Consider the following 17,294-nt stretch of genomic DNA (forward strand, 5'->3'; position numbering starts at 1 on the left):
TGTACTCGGATTATTCGTATTCATCTTTGATAACAATCTTAAAAGGAAAAATATTAACTGCCTGTTTTTTTAAGGTGGTTAATAAATTCACATTCATATATTCCCACTCATATGGGTACAAATTTACATCTTTACTAGGTGTCATAATAATTTCTATACATTGTATTAAACCTTTATTAAGTGAAATACTTGTAGTAAAACCTTTTTTAACCTCTACTTTTTCAATATTCTTGCCATATAATTCGTAACATACCGCCTTAATATCTTCTTCTGTTACTATTTTATTTTTTGTTAAAGATATTCTCCTATACGCTTGTAAACGTTCTTCCATAGTAAGATTACTACTCCCTCCAAAACTTGAAGTAACTAAATAGCTACTTTTAGACTTTAAATTTGAACCTTTATAAATATCTAGATTTTTACCCGACTTGATATGATTGGCGTCTTCTCCGTTAGTTGTCCAATAGGTTAATGAAATACTTTCATTTTTTGAAAATGGATTGAGATACACATAATTCTTGTATACTGAATCATCTGATATTTCCTCTATTTTTTTTTCTAACAGCGCTATTGTTTGATTTAATGAATTAAGGTTGTTCTGTAAAAACTCATGATTAAAAAAGGTAAAAGCGGCACTCTCATCTTTTAACAATTCTAAAAGATTTATAATATACTGTCGGGCTTCTCTAGAGTCTAGTTTACCAACATTAGAATTTCTAATAGAATAACTTCCTTTATATCCATTATCATTATTCATATGCTCTAACTTGTAGCTCTCTCCGTTAGAGTTTTCTATAGATTTTATTTCTAAAAAAGGATCTTCAGAAAGTACCGGAATAATATTTATGAAATTCTTTAATTGGTACGTCAAATTATTAGACTTTCGATTAAGTACAGGAAAAGTATTAATGGAGCAAAATAATTGTTCTAAAGACTTTACTCCTAGAACACTTGAAAATTTTATTTTTATCCATTTTAAATCTTCTTCTATGTCTATATCATTTTGAGCTTTTTTAAGCTCATGTATTTCTGGAAAATCTGGGAAATCGCTAATTTTCTTTTGAGACTGAATTGTTACAAAATGTTTTTTATAAAATTCATTTACTTCAACACATATATTATTAGTCTTGCTAGCGGTTCCATTAAAAATAGCATCAAGATCAATTTGATCTATCTCATTGCTATTATAATATCCATCAATAACTTCTAGTTTTTGTTCTCCCACATACCACGATGCATTGCGCAAATGATGATAAAAAAGTTCACCATCTGTAATTCCTAAATATTCAAAATAGAACGACACATCTTTAATATCAACATTTTTATGATCAGCCTCTATTCCTAAATATAAAGTATCATTTTCTAGGGTTAATTTATTATCAAAAATTTGAGCAAGTTCTTTGGTCTTTTTCTCTGGAAATGAAAAGATTTTATTACTGGTAATTAAAGATTTCACTCTAGCATCAACGAGCTTGGTCTTTTGAGTCGGCGAAAAGAAAATATTCTTTTGCTTTCCTGATTTACTTTCAACTTGTCTTTCTTTATAATATAATTGGTTCTCTGTAGAAATGATTGTCTCAGGTTCTATTGATTCGCAGTACGCTATTCCGTGTGCTGGCTTAGTCGTATATGCAGTAAGAGGAGTCATTAATTGAATGAGTCTTTCTGTAATGCGAATATGTGAATCATCAATTTCTCCTGAAAGTTTTTCTAACTCTGAGGCACAAGCTGAAAGCAGAAGAGATATTAATGGGTCAAAAGAATCACCTATCTCATTAACAGGAACATCCCAAAGGCTAGCCGCCTTTTTCATCATACGATTCTTTATATACTCTTTTGTATTCTTACTCATGTTTTTAATAGGATAATGGGGCTATATAAAAGTATTCATTATAATTAAAGTCTTCATTAGTTTTTCGCACAACCCCCTTAATCAATACATATACTCGTTTTTTAATTCGACTCTTTTTCTGTTTATTATGAATTTCTTCTTGTTCTATATCAACCTGTATCTCAATTCCCATAAGTCTTTTTTCATATTGTTTTATAGACTTTACTAGAGAGTCAGAGATAATCACCCTTAGTTTATTATCAGAAGCAATATTATTAAAATCGACATTCCAAATAGCACATCCAAAAAAAGAGTCAAAACTACATTCACCAAACCGTGTTGTCATTATAAGATGAATATAATTAGCAATAGAATCTTGAATACTACAAGTATCAATAGGCTTATTTTTAATAAGAGAAATTGAATTTAATGGAAGAGTATAATATTTATATTGCATTTTCATTTAGATATAACAAATACATTATCAAAAAGATATTATTTGCCGATAATATAAAACACTAATTATTTAAGAAAAGCAATATAAAACTATTTTCTAAAATCAACTAAATCAAAACTTACAATCAATGAAATTTAATTTAATTTTATAGTTTTTGTGCTATTATCTAAAATAGTAATGTATAAAGTTCTTGACCTTCTTTTATGAAAACATAGATCAATGCTATTTATCTTGTTTTAATCAAATTTAAAATTGCATTTAACTCTGTATCGATATTATTCAAATAATCCTGTGGATTTTTATCAATTTCAATATCTGGTTTTACACCGCCATCAATAGCTATTGTTCCTGTTGGCACATACATATTTATCACAGGAATATCTAACTCTATTTTAGTATTTGGTAATCGTAAAAAGAACATATAACTTCCATTTGTACCCAATTGATTACCTCCAGTTTCCTGACCTACTAAAGTTATATTATCCATTTGTTTTGCATACATAGCCATTAGGTGTGTTGCAGAGCTGTTTGAAGCATCTATCATTAAAAAAACTTTACCTTGATAACCATTTTTTTTAGGTTTCATTGTGGTTTCTGCTAAAGAATATTTTTGCTTTAAAAAATATCTACCCTTTTTTTGTGATGCTATTTTACCATTGAAATTATATGGAAATTCATCCCAAGTATTCATGTAATTTCTAAATTTGGGAGGGATTTTTAGATAACGTACCGAAGATTGCATCGCATTTACTTTAAATGGCTTTTGTATAACGCGTTCTAAGAGATATTGACCAACAATTCCTTGTCCTCCTTCATTACCACGAATATCAATAATAAAATTTGAAATCGACTTTTTATTTAATTGTTCAAATACATTATCAATAAAATCTTTCCAATCAAATTCATTACGGTGTACAGCAAAGGATTTTATAGATAGCTTTGCCGTTTGATTATTAATGATTTCAAAATTCCATCCATCTCTTAAAGATGTATTTATTTTTCCGTAACGTGCTATAAGCTCCTTAGTTCTATTAGTTTTAGATGTAGCTTTAACTGTAGTCTTTATTTCTCTACCTGTATTTGTGTCTTTTAATACAAGTTCGAATTCTTTTTTGCTTCCAAATTCTATTGAATAAAAAATATCAAACATAGAAAACTTTTCTTCTCCTGTGACAGTTAATCTTTCTAGTTTTTTTTCATAATTATTACCATCTGATGTAACATATGCTGCTAATTTTGACAGTATTTGGTTAGTAGTCACATTATTTATACGTATAATTTCTAAACCTTTCTTTACTTTTAAGTTTTCGGAAGCATTCTTATCAATAAACAAACGATTTTCTATTCTATTAAAAGTAAAGGGAATTTTATCACGTTGGTAAAAATTCACTTTTTCCATAAGTCCACCTTGATTCCAAGGATTTGTAAATGTATGACTACATTTAATTTTTGCAGCAAACTTAGATATCTCGCCATAAGAATTAGTTAGTGTTGGCTTGCTTTTTATTGCCATTTCTAGACTTTTAAAATCCTTTTGTAACGCTAAAGAATCCCTATATTTATATAGATTAGGATGTACGTACTGAATAATCTCTTTTAAGATAGCTATATCCTCATCGATTTGCGCTTCTGTATAGATTAATTTATTAATTTGCTGTTGATTATAACAGGTAAACTCATTGTAAATATAATTTTGCACTACGGGTTCATTTTTAAACCAAAGCACTCTGGCATCTGAGCCTTTCAGTTCCATATCGCCATTAACTAAAAACTTAAATTTCACATTATTTTTTGAAGTCTTAAAATGTATCGAGGTTTCATACACACCATCTCCATCATTATCATTAAGCGTATAATCTTTAATTTGAGACAATGGCTTTACATTGCCCCTTACTGTAACTGTTTTTACATCTTGTATTTTTTTAGTGTCTAGCCTTAAGGTCACTATCCTTTCTTGTGCTGTACCTGTAAAAATTGTTAATCCTATTAGAACATGAATAATAGTTTTTTCTTTACTCTTAATTTTAGTAATTGTTGTAGTTAACAACCTATCATTCTTAAGTTTTCTAGCTATAACATAATCAAGTCCTAATCTACCAGATCCCATAATTAAACAGTAAAGAGCAACCCAAAGAAACCCTATCGCTGGTAACATTGCCCATAAACCATTATGCCACTGTTGAAAGAAAATAGCAACAAGCATAGTACACATTATAAAAAAAGAAGAAACTCTAGTTTTAAATCCAAATACCAAGAATAATGCTCCTATGGTTTCTGAAGCTGCTGCTAACCATGCAAAAAGTAAAGGAAAAGTAGCAAAAATACCTCCAAATTTAGACACATCCTCAACAAACCAATCAGACACTTGAAAAAGAGTAAGATTAGATGCTACTGGTGACCACGGCACACCAAATTTTGAGGCTCCAAAATCAAACGCTAGAATAAGACCACAAAATATTCTAGGTATTGTAATGATTATATCATTTAATAGATTTGATTGTGTATTTGTTTTTGTAAGTTTTTCTAATAAAAATCTCATAATATATGTTTTTGTCATTTGATAGTTCAAAAGTCGTGAGAACATATATTTAAGACGCTTCAAATCGTACTGATAGGGTATCACCCACGATTTGAGACGTGTCATTTTATTAAAAAAATAGACTTATACCTGTGTTTTTAGGTATTCTGAAGGAGACTTATTCGTCATCTTTTTAAATGCCCTATTAAAGGTAGCTTTACTATTAAAACCGCATTCATATGCAATTCCAAGAAGAGATAATTGTTTATGATGACCTTGGGCTAATTTGGTTTTAAATTCTTCTACTCTATATGCATTAATAAAATCGTTGAATTTTAAATTAAATCCTTTATTAATTGTTTCAGAAAGTTCTTCTCTTGAAATGGTTATCTTTTTAGAGAGACCTATTAAAGTTAAATCAGGTTCTAAAAAAGGTTTATGTGTTGCAAAGTACTCCTCAATAAACTCTTTTCTTGTTTTTAATTTATTAGATAATTCTATATTCGTTTGAACTATATTATCTTTTTTAATCTCGAGTTTATTTTCTTCTTTTAAGAAAGAACCTATTTCTACCCCCATTAATTGTGTCAAATCAGTATAATACCCTTTAATGCCAACATAAATTATCACTAAACCGGATAAAAGATAATACCACCATTCTTGAATCCAACTAAGGTTTACAATAGTTGAATTTACAACCGTTTGAACACTATTGTATACATAAAGAATCGTATAAGCTATCAAAAAATTATATAACCAATTAAGCTCTATTTTATACGTATTAGAGAAAAAATGATTTATTTTTTCTTTGTAATTATACAGTAATTGAAAAGAAAGAACTAGATAAATCAACATTTGAAACATTGATAAAAGTCCAACTATAGGATCTAAAAATTTCCATTGAAAATTAACAACTAAATACCCGTTTTGAGCAGCACTAAATCCAGGTAGATTTGCATCATAAACTAATATGATAGTTTTAATTATTATCAACAATATAATAGGTATAAAATGTAATAAATGTTTCTTACTAAACACCTTTTTAGGATTAGTTATGGATACAAAGTAGAAATATATCAATGGGGCCAATGCCAATGATAAGTTTATAAGATAGTAGTTAATCTTTGTGTTTTTAAAAGTATCATACCACCCAAGAAAACCAATTGTATACGTAGTTTGATGATAACACGTCAAAAATAAAATAAGCGCTAAAAATAAATCCGAAACATTTCTTTTTCTATAATATCTATTCAATAAAAAAAATGTAAAAGCTACTCCTTGTATAGAAAGCAATAACAATGGTGTACTATAAATATTAAAATCCGGAAACATTAAATTATTTTCTATCAATTTAATGTATAAAATTAACATTTAGAAATAAATACTATCACCTCCTGCATATTATTAAAGATAATTAGAGTATTAACTAACTAATCGCCTTTGTCCAGTTTTTGTCTAGTTGTTTCATCATGATTTACATAGACAATTTGTTAAGTTAGAAACTTAGATCAGTCAGAAACTAACTTAAACACAAATAATCATGAAAACAAAGCAATTATTTAAAATGCTAATGTTATTACCTCTATTTACAGGTACATTTGCACAAGACTGGAAAAATGTCCCTATTCCAGCAAATCCAGGAACTGGTAAAGTATGGCAAATTCAAAACCAACATTCTGACGATTTTAATTACAACGGAAAAAATGCTACATTTAATTCCAAATGGTTAGATAACCATAGAGCAGGATGGTCTGGTCCAGGCGAAACACAATTTAGTGCTAATCATTCAGCTGTTACTGGTGGAAATTTACAAATCAAAGCAGGTAGAGTTACTAATATTCAAGGAAAAACCACATTTTGCGGTCATGTTACTACCAAAACCCCTGTTATTTATCCTGTATTTACAGAAGTTAGAATGAAATGTAGTGGTATTAACCTTTCGTCTAATTTTTGGTTATTAAGTGCTGATGATGTAAACGAAATTGATGTCACTGAAACCTATGGAGCTGAAGATTTTGCTGGTAGAAGAATGGCTACTAATTATCACATATTTCAAAGAAGTCCATTCTTAGATTTGGCTAATTCTCCAAAAAGTTATGCCTCTAATGGCAATGTACCTTTAAAAAATGACTACCATAGGTTTGGACTTTATTGGAAAAGTGCTACTGAGTTTGATTTCTACTTTGACGGGGTTTTAGTACGAACTTTGAATAGATCTAATGATCTAAAAGATCCCAGAAATCGTTTTTTTGATCAGGCTATGCACTTGATATTAAACACAGAGTTACACAGTTGGAAGTCTAATGCTGGAATCCGACCTTCAAATACAGAGTTGAATAATAACGCTATCAATACATTATATTTCGATTGGATTCGTACATATAAGCCTATTGTTGATACTACTAACGATGTTACAATTCCTGATGGTGTATATTATATAAAAAAAGCCAGCTCAAATATCTACTTGAAAGCTACTGCTGCTCTAGGAAATACCATAAGTATTAATAATAATACTGAACAAGCTACACAATGGAAATTTACCAAAGTAGGGAATAGCGAATACTCTATAAATTCTGTAGCGTATCCACAAGGAAGACTGGAAGTACCTTTTGGTAAAAAAGGAAGAGGAGTTAAAATTGCTACAACGAACTGGACTGGTTCTGCAAGTCATATTATTTGGAAAGCCGAAAAAGTAGGTAATAATTATATCTTTATCCCAAAGCATGATCCATTACATGCATTAGATATCTGGGAAGGTAATAGCATCGTTCATACCTGGAACAAGAACCCTGGTAACAGTAACCAAGTAATCTCCTTGATCCCAGTAAATAAGATCTCTAACCAAGAGAATACTATACCCCAAAACCTTATTACTAATCACGAGCATACTTCTAGAAATCAAATTACTGTTACAAAAGATAATTCCATCTCAAAAGCTTTGACAATTTTTCCCAATCCAGTAAAGAATATGCTGTATCTAAAAGAAACCCCAAAAGAAACGACTCAGCTTCGGGTAACAAATCTAAAGGGTAAATCAGAAATCATAAAGAAGACCAACACTAATACTCTAGACGTATCCCAATTAAATCCGGGTGTTTATGTTCTTAAAATTACCACACCTTCAGGTGAACAAGAGGTAAAATTTGTCAAGGAATAACTTGATGAATTCGTATATTTAGTACATTCAAAGACCTCATAAAAACATTAAAGTTTATGAGGTCTTTTTTTATTATAATTATTATGTATAATTTTTATTCTTATATCAAAATCGAGAATATTAAAGTGTTTTAAATGAAAAGGCTTGGGACTCTGTCTCATTCCCGAATGTATCTTTGGTTACTACTTTCCAATAATATGTAGTAGCCATGTTAACCGTATTAGGAATTTGTATACTTAAACCTGTAGTAGGTAATAATGTCTCTGTTTCATTTTCTATAAATGTTTTACTTGTGCTAAGGTGTACTGTATAACTCTCAATATCATCTTCATTATTTATGAGCTCGCTTTTTTCCCATTCCAAAAGAACACCCACAATGGTTGTAAGTTCTATTTTATCTTCTGGAGCTATTAGTTTTACAGGAAGTGGAGCAAAGTTTGTTTCACCTTTAGCCGAGTTATAAAAAGTCCATTCATCACTTACTTCTTTTTTTGTTCCTCGAATAGAAGTTACTGTCCAAGAATAATTCGTGTCTTGTTTAAGTGTTATTTCACCTTCATTAGTTGTAAACGTCTTTTTTTCTACTGAGTTCGGTATTACGCTTGTATTTGTATATGTAACTTCATATGAAGTTGCATTTGGAGCGTTGCTCCATCTAAAGATAACATTACTATCTGTAGAGTTTTCTAAAAAAACACCTGTTGTACATTCTTTACCATTATCAGGAAAGATTAAAGAAACTTTTTCAGGACTTACTTCGTTATCACCATCATCGCTATTACTACAAGAAAGTGGTGTTAAAACGGCTAATGCAATATATATGTATTTAAGAATTTTCATGATTTACTTTTTTACGACCTTATTAACTTTATTAATATTCTCACCTTTAACAGCTATAAAATAGATACCACTTTCAAGAGTAGTAACATCTATTTTAATATTAGAAGAAATACTAGATTCTTTAACTTGCTTAACAACTTTTCCTAATACATTGTAGAACGTTATTAAAACAGGTTCTTCTGTATTTGTCAGAGTAATATTCAAAGTACTTTCAACAGGATTTGGATATATCTCTAATTCGTTTGGATTAATTACTATTTTACTTTTATGAATCCCTTGACAGTCTTTATCTGTTTTTACTATCAAAATATTTTCTCCATAAGCTAAATTTACTGTAAATCTATTATCAGAAGTAAAATAGGTTTTGTCATTTAGATCAATCTGGTAAGAATCTCCTCCTTCTAATGAAAGTGATACTTGTTTAGTATTTTGTAATACTCTGGTATTTACTTTCAATAAATCAGGTGTTTTCACCTCTACTGATATACGTTGATTAAAGTCCGGAACTTCATCTATTGTAATTTCAATTGCATATTTACCTTCATCTAAATCTTTAAAAGAAACTTCCTTTATAAAATTATTAGTTTCGGTAAAGTTATCTTTAGTCACTTTTGCGACGTAATTTAATTGGTCGTTGATAGCTTGGATAGTAATAGTACCATCATCACTATCCGGGCAACTTTCTCCTGTGACTCTAATTTCAAAATTATTAGTAGGGATTTCTATAGAGGGATTTCCATCTTTCAATACAAAATCAAAGTAATTAATATTAAATAAGAAACCTCCATCTCCAGAATATTCTGCAGTTAAAATCTGTTCTCCAGAAGTTAAATTAACACCCGTAATGGTTTCTGTAACATATGTTTGAAATCCACCTGTACCTCCAAAAGTAATAGCACCTAATTCTGTTGTTCCTATTTTCAATGTTACCGTTCCTCCATTTGTCGCACTGGCTACCCTAACATCAATGTCATATGTTCCTGCAGTTTGTACATCAATATTATAGGTATTACTTGTACCATTTACAATGAATCCAATATTTTCCCCTCCACCTGTATCTTGAGTAGGTTCTGTCATAACACCTCCTGCTTCTGTTGCAAAATCTTCTGCTTCTAATCTTCCTGGAACTTTTATTGCTGTTGGCGGCTCGGGTGGCTCTGGAGCGTCTACTGTAATCACGGCAAAATCACTGTACCTTCCTGCTATTAAAGCTGTAATTTTCACTTGTCCCATCGAAACTCCAGTCACATTACCATTTGCATCTACTGTTGCTATAGAAGGATTACTAGATTCCCATGTAATATCAGACTGACTAAATCCACCTCTTATTATTGTGGCTTGTACTACTTCTATATCTCCTGATTTAATATCCATTTCAAAAGGAGAAACGCTTACTACCCTAGCTTGAGTACCTCCAGCATATGATCCTCGATTGAAACCATTACCTAAGGATACTGTCCATAGCGTGTTTTCATCATGAAGGTCAAATTCTACATCTCTAATTTGTGTATTTAAACCGTCTATATTATTTTTTTTCCAAGTAAGTCCGCGGTCTTCACTAAGATAAATTCCAGGATTTAATTGTAAAAACCCAACAGTGGCGACAAGGACATTGTTATCAAATGGAGAAACATCTATTGAAAAAGTTCTATCATTATCAAAAACACGAGTCCAAGTGGTTCCAAAATCATCTGTATACCAAATTCCTCCCGTTATAGTTTCATTAAAAACGGCTCTATGTCCGCTAGTAATATATAATCTATTTGTACTATCAAAAACCATTCTATTAACACCTGTTACTCCAGAAGCTACATCAATCTTTGTCCAATTTAATCCTCTATTATTTGTAAAATACAACCCTCCTTGAGCTACAGGTGAGGAATTAGACCCTTGACTAAAAGATTGTCTTTGAGCTGCAGCGAAATAAGACGCATTAGTTTGGTCTCTAGGATCTATTTTGATATCATTTATCCTAACATCTGCAGGCAATCCATTATTTCTAGGAGTAAAAGTTTTACCTCCATCGTCAGAAAAATAGAAACCTCCCTCTTTGGTAACGTCTCTATTTTCTTTATCTGTAATCCCAAAAAACATAATATCTGGATTTTTAGGATCAATAGTTAAAGATTGTGTTCTCATTTCTGTTTCTGCTGGTGTTGCCAATCCCCAATCCGAAAATGTTTCTCCACCATCGATAGAACGCTCTATTCTTTCTTTATTTGCTTGTCTATATGAGGTTGTAAAAATAATATTCTTGTTTAATGGATGAGTTACCGCAGAACTTATAGTCTCATTAGAAGTTTTTATTTGTCTTGCTGCCTGTCGACCATCTGTGCCATCATCTGTAAGCAACCACAATCTATGTTCTCCTGATCCCATAAGAGGTCTATCTGGTCCTAATCGTTTATCTTGAAATATTGTTTCCCCTGGCAAGTTACTATCACCGCGTCCCATGATATTGCCAGCGGCAGTATAATCCTCATCTACCTGATTAAATGTTTCCCCTTTATCTGTACTTAATAGGGTATTATGCCCCGCAATAATCATAACATCTCCACGACTATTTACAGCACAATATCGTAAGGATCGTAAAGGATAATTTAAACCAAATTGCTGAATAAATGGTTCATGTCCCATAACCATATTATCATTAAAAGGATTACCTCTTGACTCCCAATATGCTCTGTCGTTTTCCCATGCGGGACCAAATTCTCTTGCTATATTGATCCATTTTTGTCCTCCGTTACTGGTACCCCATAATCTTCCTGGAACAATTGAATTCTGTATTTGAGCATCTGCAAATCCAACATACAACGCATCTGGTCTACTTGGATCTACATTTAGTGAATTAAAATATTGTAATACGTTAGTTGGAATTATTGGGTAAGTAGATTGAGCCGCGGCCAAACTAATCCCAAACCAATTGGCGATATATTGATAATAGTTTCGAGGTACACCGCCCGTTAATTGATTTACATCGATATAAAGATCTCCTGTAATATCTGTAAATGTAGCGCCTTCATCTTCTGTTTTATAAATACCTCCTGTATTTATAGTAGTATTTCCTGATGGGAAATAACGAACTTGGTCGATTAAATATAAAATAAACTTATTTGAACTAGCGTCATAATAAAAATCCATATCTACAATGGTATTATTTGGTAATTTACCTTCGCCTACATTTAACCAAGTATTTCCTCCATCATTAGATCTATAGAGCCCATCAATTGAAGCTGCAAATATTTGCTGATTGTTTGAAGGGTTTACTATAATTCTACAAAACTGCGCTGATGCATTAATTCCATTAGTAAATTCAGTCCAGCTTGCACCTGCATCTGTCGTTTTATAAATTTTACCTTCATAGGTAACATTGTTAAAACCTCTATTTGTTCTACCTCTTGGATTTGCCGCAGTTACATCACTTTGTGTTGTAAAACGTTGTTCACCTCTAATATGACCACCTTCGCCAACGTACCAAGTATTTGCGTTGGTAGGGTCTATAGCTATTGCAGATACCTTAGAAAGAAATCCTAATCGATCAGAACCATCTGTATCATTATCATACCAAGGTGCATTGGGTACAATGCTCCAGTTTCTTCCCATATCATTGGTCACCCATAATTGAGACCTTTCAATGGCTAGACCAAAATTTTCATTGCTTTCAGAAAAATATAAATCACGTAATCTTTCAAATTCTCCATTACCATCCTTATCTTTTATATTGAACCAACTTTGACCATTATTCTCTGATTGCCATGCTACGAATAAATCAGGTATTGTAACGACAACATCTGGTTTTGTTGGGTGATATCTCAAGAAATCCGAAAAACCAGCATTTCCTGGTCCAAATTGCTTCCATTCTATATCGTTTTCAGAAGGGACTCTCTCTGTTTTTAATCTTTGAAAATAGGCTTGATCTAATTGTGCATTAACTAAAATGGGCAGTAGTAACAATACAAATTTTAAGTATATTTTTTTTAGTACCATTGATAATTATTTTTGTTTGGACATTATTCTTGTCTTGCGCAATTGCACATATAATTTAAAAAAGTAATATCAGCAGAATGAATAATTCCTTACTTTCAAAATTTAAGACTAGATTTATTATTGATAAAGTTTGAAATTTAACCAATTAACCATGCTAATCTCCTTGAAACAACTAGACAAAAACTGGACAAAGTGAATTATTATTTTGAAAAAAACGAACTACGGGTTTATTTTCTTAAAAAGAAACTACAATTAGTTTAATTAGTACAACGTATTATAAATTTATCTATTACCTCGTATGAAGAATGCACATTCGAATGCTATTTTACAAAACACAAATCCTTTCCTGAGATTATTATTTAATAAATAAAAATATTCTTATCAAGAATCAAAAGTTTGTTATTGATTTTCATTTAAACAGAACAGCAAAACATTTTAGATATGTTTTGCTGTTCTGTTTAATCTATCTCTAAATCTAATTAATTAGATTATTTTATAATTTCAAAAGCAAGAATACCTTTTATACTTAACTTGGATCCTTTACCAGCCGTAAGGCTATTTTGATTATCCTCATTTACCTGTAATAAACCACTGTTATGAGCTTTTAATGTAAATTGTATTTCTCCTATTTTTTGCCAGGTAAATTTTTCCCAATCTTGAGGTTCACCACTATGTGATGCGATAACAGGAATACCGTCTTGATTTAATCGTGCAGAAAAAAGTTTATTCGTAGCCATAGATTTTATAGCTACAACGTTTCCACTTACACTCAATACAGTAAAACGTTCTTTTTCTCCTATTGCATCTGCTGTAGCAGCAATATTTTCTCCTTGCACAGATAAATACTTTCCTACGCCAGATTTTATCGCCATAATTTGACCTAATGGTATTCCTATCTTTTTACCTTTAGCTATATCTCTTAAACGTCTTGCTCGATCTTTAGGAGTTTCGGTACTTCCTCCAGAAGCCTTGGGTACTGCTGCACTAACACTACCACTTTTTTCTAAAGGATGTGCTTTTTTACTAGAAGGAACATCATCACTAGAAAAACGCAGCCAATTTAAGTTATATAGATTTTTTCCTTTTCCTTTAAAAAGACAATATATATCTTTTATTCCTTCTGCTTTTCCTGTTATGGGAGCAGAAACTAGTTTCCATTTTTTCCACCCACCAGTATTTGGTATTTTAATACTTGCCAATACAGGACCTGTAAGGGAATCTATACGAATTTCTAATATTCCTTCTTGGGATACACCACTACTTGCAAGAGCTTTCATGGTTTTTAATTTTCCTTTTCCGAAATCAACACCTGCGTACTTCAACCATCCACCGTCATTAATATATCCTACTTGGTTTCCAGAAGGCTGATCCCCTTCTACCGGAGTAACACGAGCATTATCAATACCACTATGTTTATCTATCTGTATTATATCTCCCGCTTTAACAATTGGATTTTGTTTTTTATTAGCAACAGGAACTTTCTTTGTTTTTGTGGTTGAGATATTGGTATTTGTATATCCCTTTTCTAATGGGTGGGCTTCAAGACTACTAGGTACTGAACTTGACGTGAAACGAATCCAATTTATATTGTATAGATTAGCACCGTCTCCTTTAAAAGTACAAACAATATCTTTTACTCCATTGGTTTGCTCTGTAAACGGAACACTTATTAATTTCCATTTGTTCCAACCTCCTGTATTTTCAATATCCATAGAGGCTAGAATAGGACCATCTTTAGCATCCAAACGCAACTCCAAAGTTCCTCCACGTTCTCCGGCTGATACCATGGCTTTAAAGTCTTTTAAATTACCTTCTCCAAAGTCAACGCGATCGTATTTAATCCACCCTTTATCATCTATATGCCCAACCTGAAACCCTTTTGGTTGTGGTTTCTGTGTTGGACTGATTCGTGCATTTTCAATACCATTATGTTCATCAATCTGAATAACTTCTCCAATTTTAGCAATTCCCTCTCCTCTTTTCTTAGGAATTCTCAATAATTCTTCTTCCGTTAATTTATTTTTTACAGATGGTTTTGGAGCTTCTTGTAATTCGTAAGCTAAAGTGTTATTACTTTCTGGAACATCCCCTGCAGAAAACTTAATCCAGTTTACATTAAAAAGATAAGAATCTTTTCCTTTAAATACACAAACAATGTCCTTAACCCCTTGCGTTGTTCCTGTAAATTTACCTGTAAAAGTTTTCCACGTATTCCAGCTACCTGTATTTTCTATAGTTACTGAAGCCAGTAAAGGTCCATCTTGATTACCAGTCCTAAGTTCTAGTACGCCACCACTATTTTCACTAGAGGCACGTACTCTTAACTCTTGTAAGGATCCATCTCCAAAATTAACACGATCAAATTTAACCCATCCATTATTTTCTATATAGTCAAGTTGAAAACCTCGAGGTTGATTTCCTTGAACAATAGATACTTTAGCTTTTTCAATACCATTATGCCTATCTATTTGGATAATATCTCCTGCTTTAGGAGTTCCAACACCTCGTAACGTAGGTTTCACAGGAATTATAGTTCCGTCTTCGTTAAATTCCATTTTATCCACGCACATAGAACGTAATCTATTATTATCACTAATAGACCAATCATGATAGAATAAATACCACTGACTTTTATATTCTACAAACGAATGATGATTAGTTCCATTTCCGATATTTTCCATAGCTACGCCCTTATACTCAAAAGGACCGATCGGGTTATCGGCAATCGCATATTCTATCTGATAATTATTATCACCTATTCTGGCATAGGTAAAATAATAAATATCATTACGCTTAAATAGAAAAGAAGCTTCTCGATATCCTTTATAAACAATACCTTCTACATCTTTGGCCTTATCCTTGATTTCAATCATATTATCTTTAAGTTCTACTACTTTAAGAGCTCCTTTACCATTACCGCCTCCATAATACAAATATGCCTTACCATCATCATCTACAAATAATCCAGGATCAATCCCTTGTATACCTTTAATATAATGACTCACTTGTTTAAAAGGTCCTGTTGGACTTTTAGAAGTTGCAACTCCAATGCGCCTAAATGCACTTTTATCTGCAGGAACACCAGGATAATAGTAGTAATATGTACCATCTTTATAAATACAATCTGGGGCCCACATACCATATTGATCTTTTCCTCCCCATGGTACTTCATTTTGATCCATGATTACTCCATGGTCTTTCCAATTCACCATATCCTCTGTAGAGAACATGTGGTAATCTGGCATACAAAACCCATTAGAGCCTTGTAATTCATTGCACACATCAACGTCATGAGATGGGTACACATAAAGTTTACCATCAAAAACACGTGCCGTTGGATCGGCTGTATACATATGTGTTACTATTGGATTTTGTGCTATTGCAATATTGATAAAAATCATAAAGCATATCACAGGAGAAAACATTTTAAAAAAGAAGTTATTCGGTAATTTCATATGCGCTTTTTTTTGTAAAAATAATATCTTTCAAAGCATACTTTTGAAATGAATATGCTAATCTATATCATAAATGGTTAATAATACTCATCTATAATTAAATAAGAATATATATAAAGTTAGTCTTTTTTTAAAGTAATATTGAATTCAAAAAAATATTTATCAGCTTTAAATAACATAGATTTTTTAACCTCTAGAAATCAAAAAACACATAAACATTAGTTAATTTTGTTTAATCATTTTTAATAAAAGATAAACATTTTATATCTTTATAAAAAAATTAAGTAGTTATGGAGTTAATATTGGAAGCAATAGAGTTTGAAAAAAGAAAAATGAGTAATATGAGTACGAGTGATCGGGTATCTGCATCAAGAGAAGCTAAATCGCTTATATTACGGATTAATGAAATCTACAAGCAATCAAAAGATTCAAATCTTATGGATTTGATGAAACGTCTTACAGAAAAGAAAAGAAAAATTGAAAAAAGACTTAAAGGAACACCTTTGGTTTGATACGATAAAATATCATATTTATCAAAATAGTTTTGATAAAGCTTTTACATTAAATTATATCTCATAATTTTAAAAAAACGTATAGTCTTAAATGATTTTAGAAACTACCTATACAGATAAAAAAACTGATAAAATCATAAACGAGCTTGTTGGTAAACGTTTTTCATTTTTTCAAATTGTAAAAATGAAAGGTATTGGTTCTAAAAGAATGATTATAGATCAGGTCAGCCCTAATTTAAATACTTATATAAATTCGGTATCAGACTTGAGTTATGCTAATATAGAATTGCGACCAGGGGGAATACTTTTAGCCATCAATAAGGGTTTAAGAAATTTCACTTGGGTGATACCATACTATCAGTTTTATATGTACAAAACAAATGGTATAAGTATTCATGCCCAAGGGAAATTTGTTCACTTTAAAAAGAATCAAACCCATAAAGAAAATACTTCCTTTTTTGAAAAACTACATCAACTTAAAGTAGCATATGACCTAAGATTTCCACATATTGATTCTATTGATATATAGACATCTAC

At 31.2% G+C, this 17,294-nt stretch carries 10 protein-coding genes; 3 read left to right on the plus strand and 7 right to left on the minus strand.

Features of this window, described 5'->3' with window-relative positions; translation table 11 throughout:
* Nucleotides 1-10: 10 nt before the first annotated feature.
* From D1816_RS08670 to D1816_RS08685, 4 genes are all read right to left on the minus strand, one after another.
* Entirely contained in the window at nt 11-1,852 is a 1,842-nt protein-coding gene (locus tag D1816_RS08670) for a type VI secretion system baseplate subunit TssF (RefSeq protein ID WP_118502270.1), read from the minus strand.
* Nucleotides 1,853-1,856: 4 nt separating this feature from the next.
* Nucleotides 1,857-2,288 (minus strand): GPW/gp25 family protein, encoded by a 432-nt coding sequence (locus D1816_RS08675; RefSeq protein WP_066319006.1) that lies wholly within the window; start codon nt 2,286-2,288, stop codon nt 1,857-1,859.
* A 226-nt stretch (nt 2,289-2,514) separates the two neighbouring features.
* Nucleotides 2,515-4,827 (minus strand): S41 family peptidase, encoded by a 2,313-nt coding sequence (locus tag D1816_RS08680; protein ID WP_233565233.1) that lies wholly within the window; start codon nt 4,825-4,827, stop codon nt 2,515-2,517.
* 123 nt (nt 4,828-4,950) lie between these two features.
* Nucleotides 4,951-6,177 (minus strand): AraC family transcriptional regulator, encoded by a 1,227-nt coding sequence (locus tag D1816_RS08685; RefSeq protein WP_118502274.1) that lies wholly within the window; start codon nt 6,175-6,177, stop codon nt 4,951-4,953.
* 169 nt (nt 6,178-6,346) lie between these two features.
* On the opposite strand from D1816_RS08685, the gene D1816_RS08690 reads away from it, so the two are divergent.
* Nucleotides 6,347-7,963: a T9SS type A sorting domain-containing protein gene (locus tag D1816_RS08690; RefSeq protein ID WP_118502276.1), complete on the plus strand. Its 1,617-nt coding sequence runs from the start codon at nt 6,347-6,349 to the stop codon at nt 7,961-7,963.
* 120 nt (nt 7,964-8,083) lie between these two features.
* Here the strand turns inward: D1816_RS08690 and D1816_RS08695 are convergent, their stop codons facing one another.
* From D1816_RS08695 to D1816_RS08705, 3 genes are all read right to left on the minus strand, one after another.
* A complete protein-coding gene (locus tag D1816_RS08695) occupies nt 8,084-8,803 on the minus strand; it encodes a hypothetical protein (protein WP_118502278.1) in 720 nt (239 codons plus the stop codon).
* A 3-nt stretch (nt 8,804-8,806) separates the two neighbouring features.
* Nucleotides 8,807-12,790 carry a carbohydrate-binding protein gene (locus D1816_RS08700; protein WP_118502279.1) on the minus strand — a complete coding sequence of 1,328 codons (3,984 nt, stop codon included), beginning with the start codon at nt 12,788-12,790 and terminating at the stop codon, nt 8,807-8,809.
* 488 nt (nt 12,791-13,278) lie between these two features.
* Nucleotides 13,279-16,245: a carbohydrate-binding protein gene (locus tag D1816_RS08705; RefSeq protein ID WP_118502281.1), complete on the minus strand. Its 2,967-nt coding sequence runs from the start codon at nt 16,243-16,245 to the stop codon at nt 13,279-13,281.
* A gap of 290 nt (nt 16,246-16,535) precedes the next feature.
* On the opposite strand from D1816_RS08705, the gene D1816_RS08710 reads away from it, so the two are divergent.
* Nucleotides 16,536-16,757 carry a hypothetical protein gene (locus D1816_RS08710; RefSeq protein WP_066318930.1) on the plus strand — a complete coding sequence of 74 codons (222 nt, stop codon included), beginning with the start codon at nt 16,536-16,538 and terminating at the stop codon, nt 16,755-16,757.
* 91 nt (nt 16,758-16,848) lie between these two features.
* Entirely contained in the window at nt 16,849-17,286 is a 438-nt protein-coding gene (locus D1816_RS08715) for a hypothetical protein (protein ID WP_066318933.1), read from the plus strand.
* The last annotated feature ends 8 nt before the right edge of the window (nt 17,287-17,294 follow it).

The sequence above is a fragment of the Aquimarina sp. AD10 genome, from assembly GCF_003443715.1.
Taxonomy (GTDB): Bacteria; Bacteroidota; Bacteroidia; order Flavobacteriales; family Flavobacteriaceae; genus Aquimarina; species Aquimarina aggregata.

Coding starts and splice junctions, on each gene's coding strand:
- D1816_RS08700 (WP_118502279.1), bottom strand. CDS start 12,790: ATGGTACTAAAAAAAATATACTTAAAATTTGTATTGTTACTACTGCCC.
- D1816_RS08680 (WP_233565233.1), bottom strand. CDS start 4,827: ATGAGATTTTTATTAGAAAAACTTACAAAAACAAATACACAATCAAAT.
- D1816_RS08685 (WP_118502274.1), bottom strand. CDS start 6,177: ATGTTAATTTTATACATTAAATTGATAGAAAATAATTTAATGTTTCCG.
- D1816_RS08675 (WP_066319006.1), bottom strand. CDS start 2,288: ATGCAATATAAATATTATACTCTTCCATTAAATTCAATTTCTCTTATT.
- D1816_RS08705 (WP_118502281.1), bottom strand. CDS start 16,245: ATGAAATTACCGAATAACTTCTTTTTTAAAATGTTTTCTCCTGTGATA.
- D1816_RS08715 (WP_066318933.1), top strand. CDS start 16,849: ATGATTTTAGAAACTACCTATACAGATAAAAAAACTGATAAAATCATA.
- D1816_RS08710 (WP_066318930.1), top strand. CDS start 16,536: ATGGAGTTAATATTGGAAGCAATAGAGTTTGAAAAAAGAAAAATGAGT.
- D1816_RS08695 (WP_118502278.1), bottom strand. CDS start 8,803: ATGAAAATTCTTAAATACATATATATTGCATTAGCCGTTTTAACACCA.
- D1816_RS08690 (WP_118502276.1), top strand. CDS start 6,347: ATGAAAACAAAGCAATTATTTAAAATGCTAATGTTATTACCTCTATTT.
- D1816_RS08670 (WP_118502270.1), bottom strand. CDS start 1,852: ATGAGTAAGAATACAAAAGAGTATATAAAGAATCGTATGATGAAAAAG.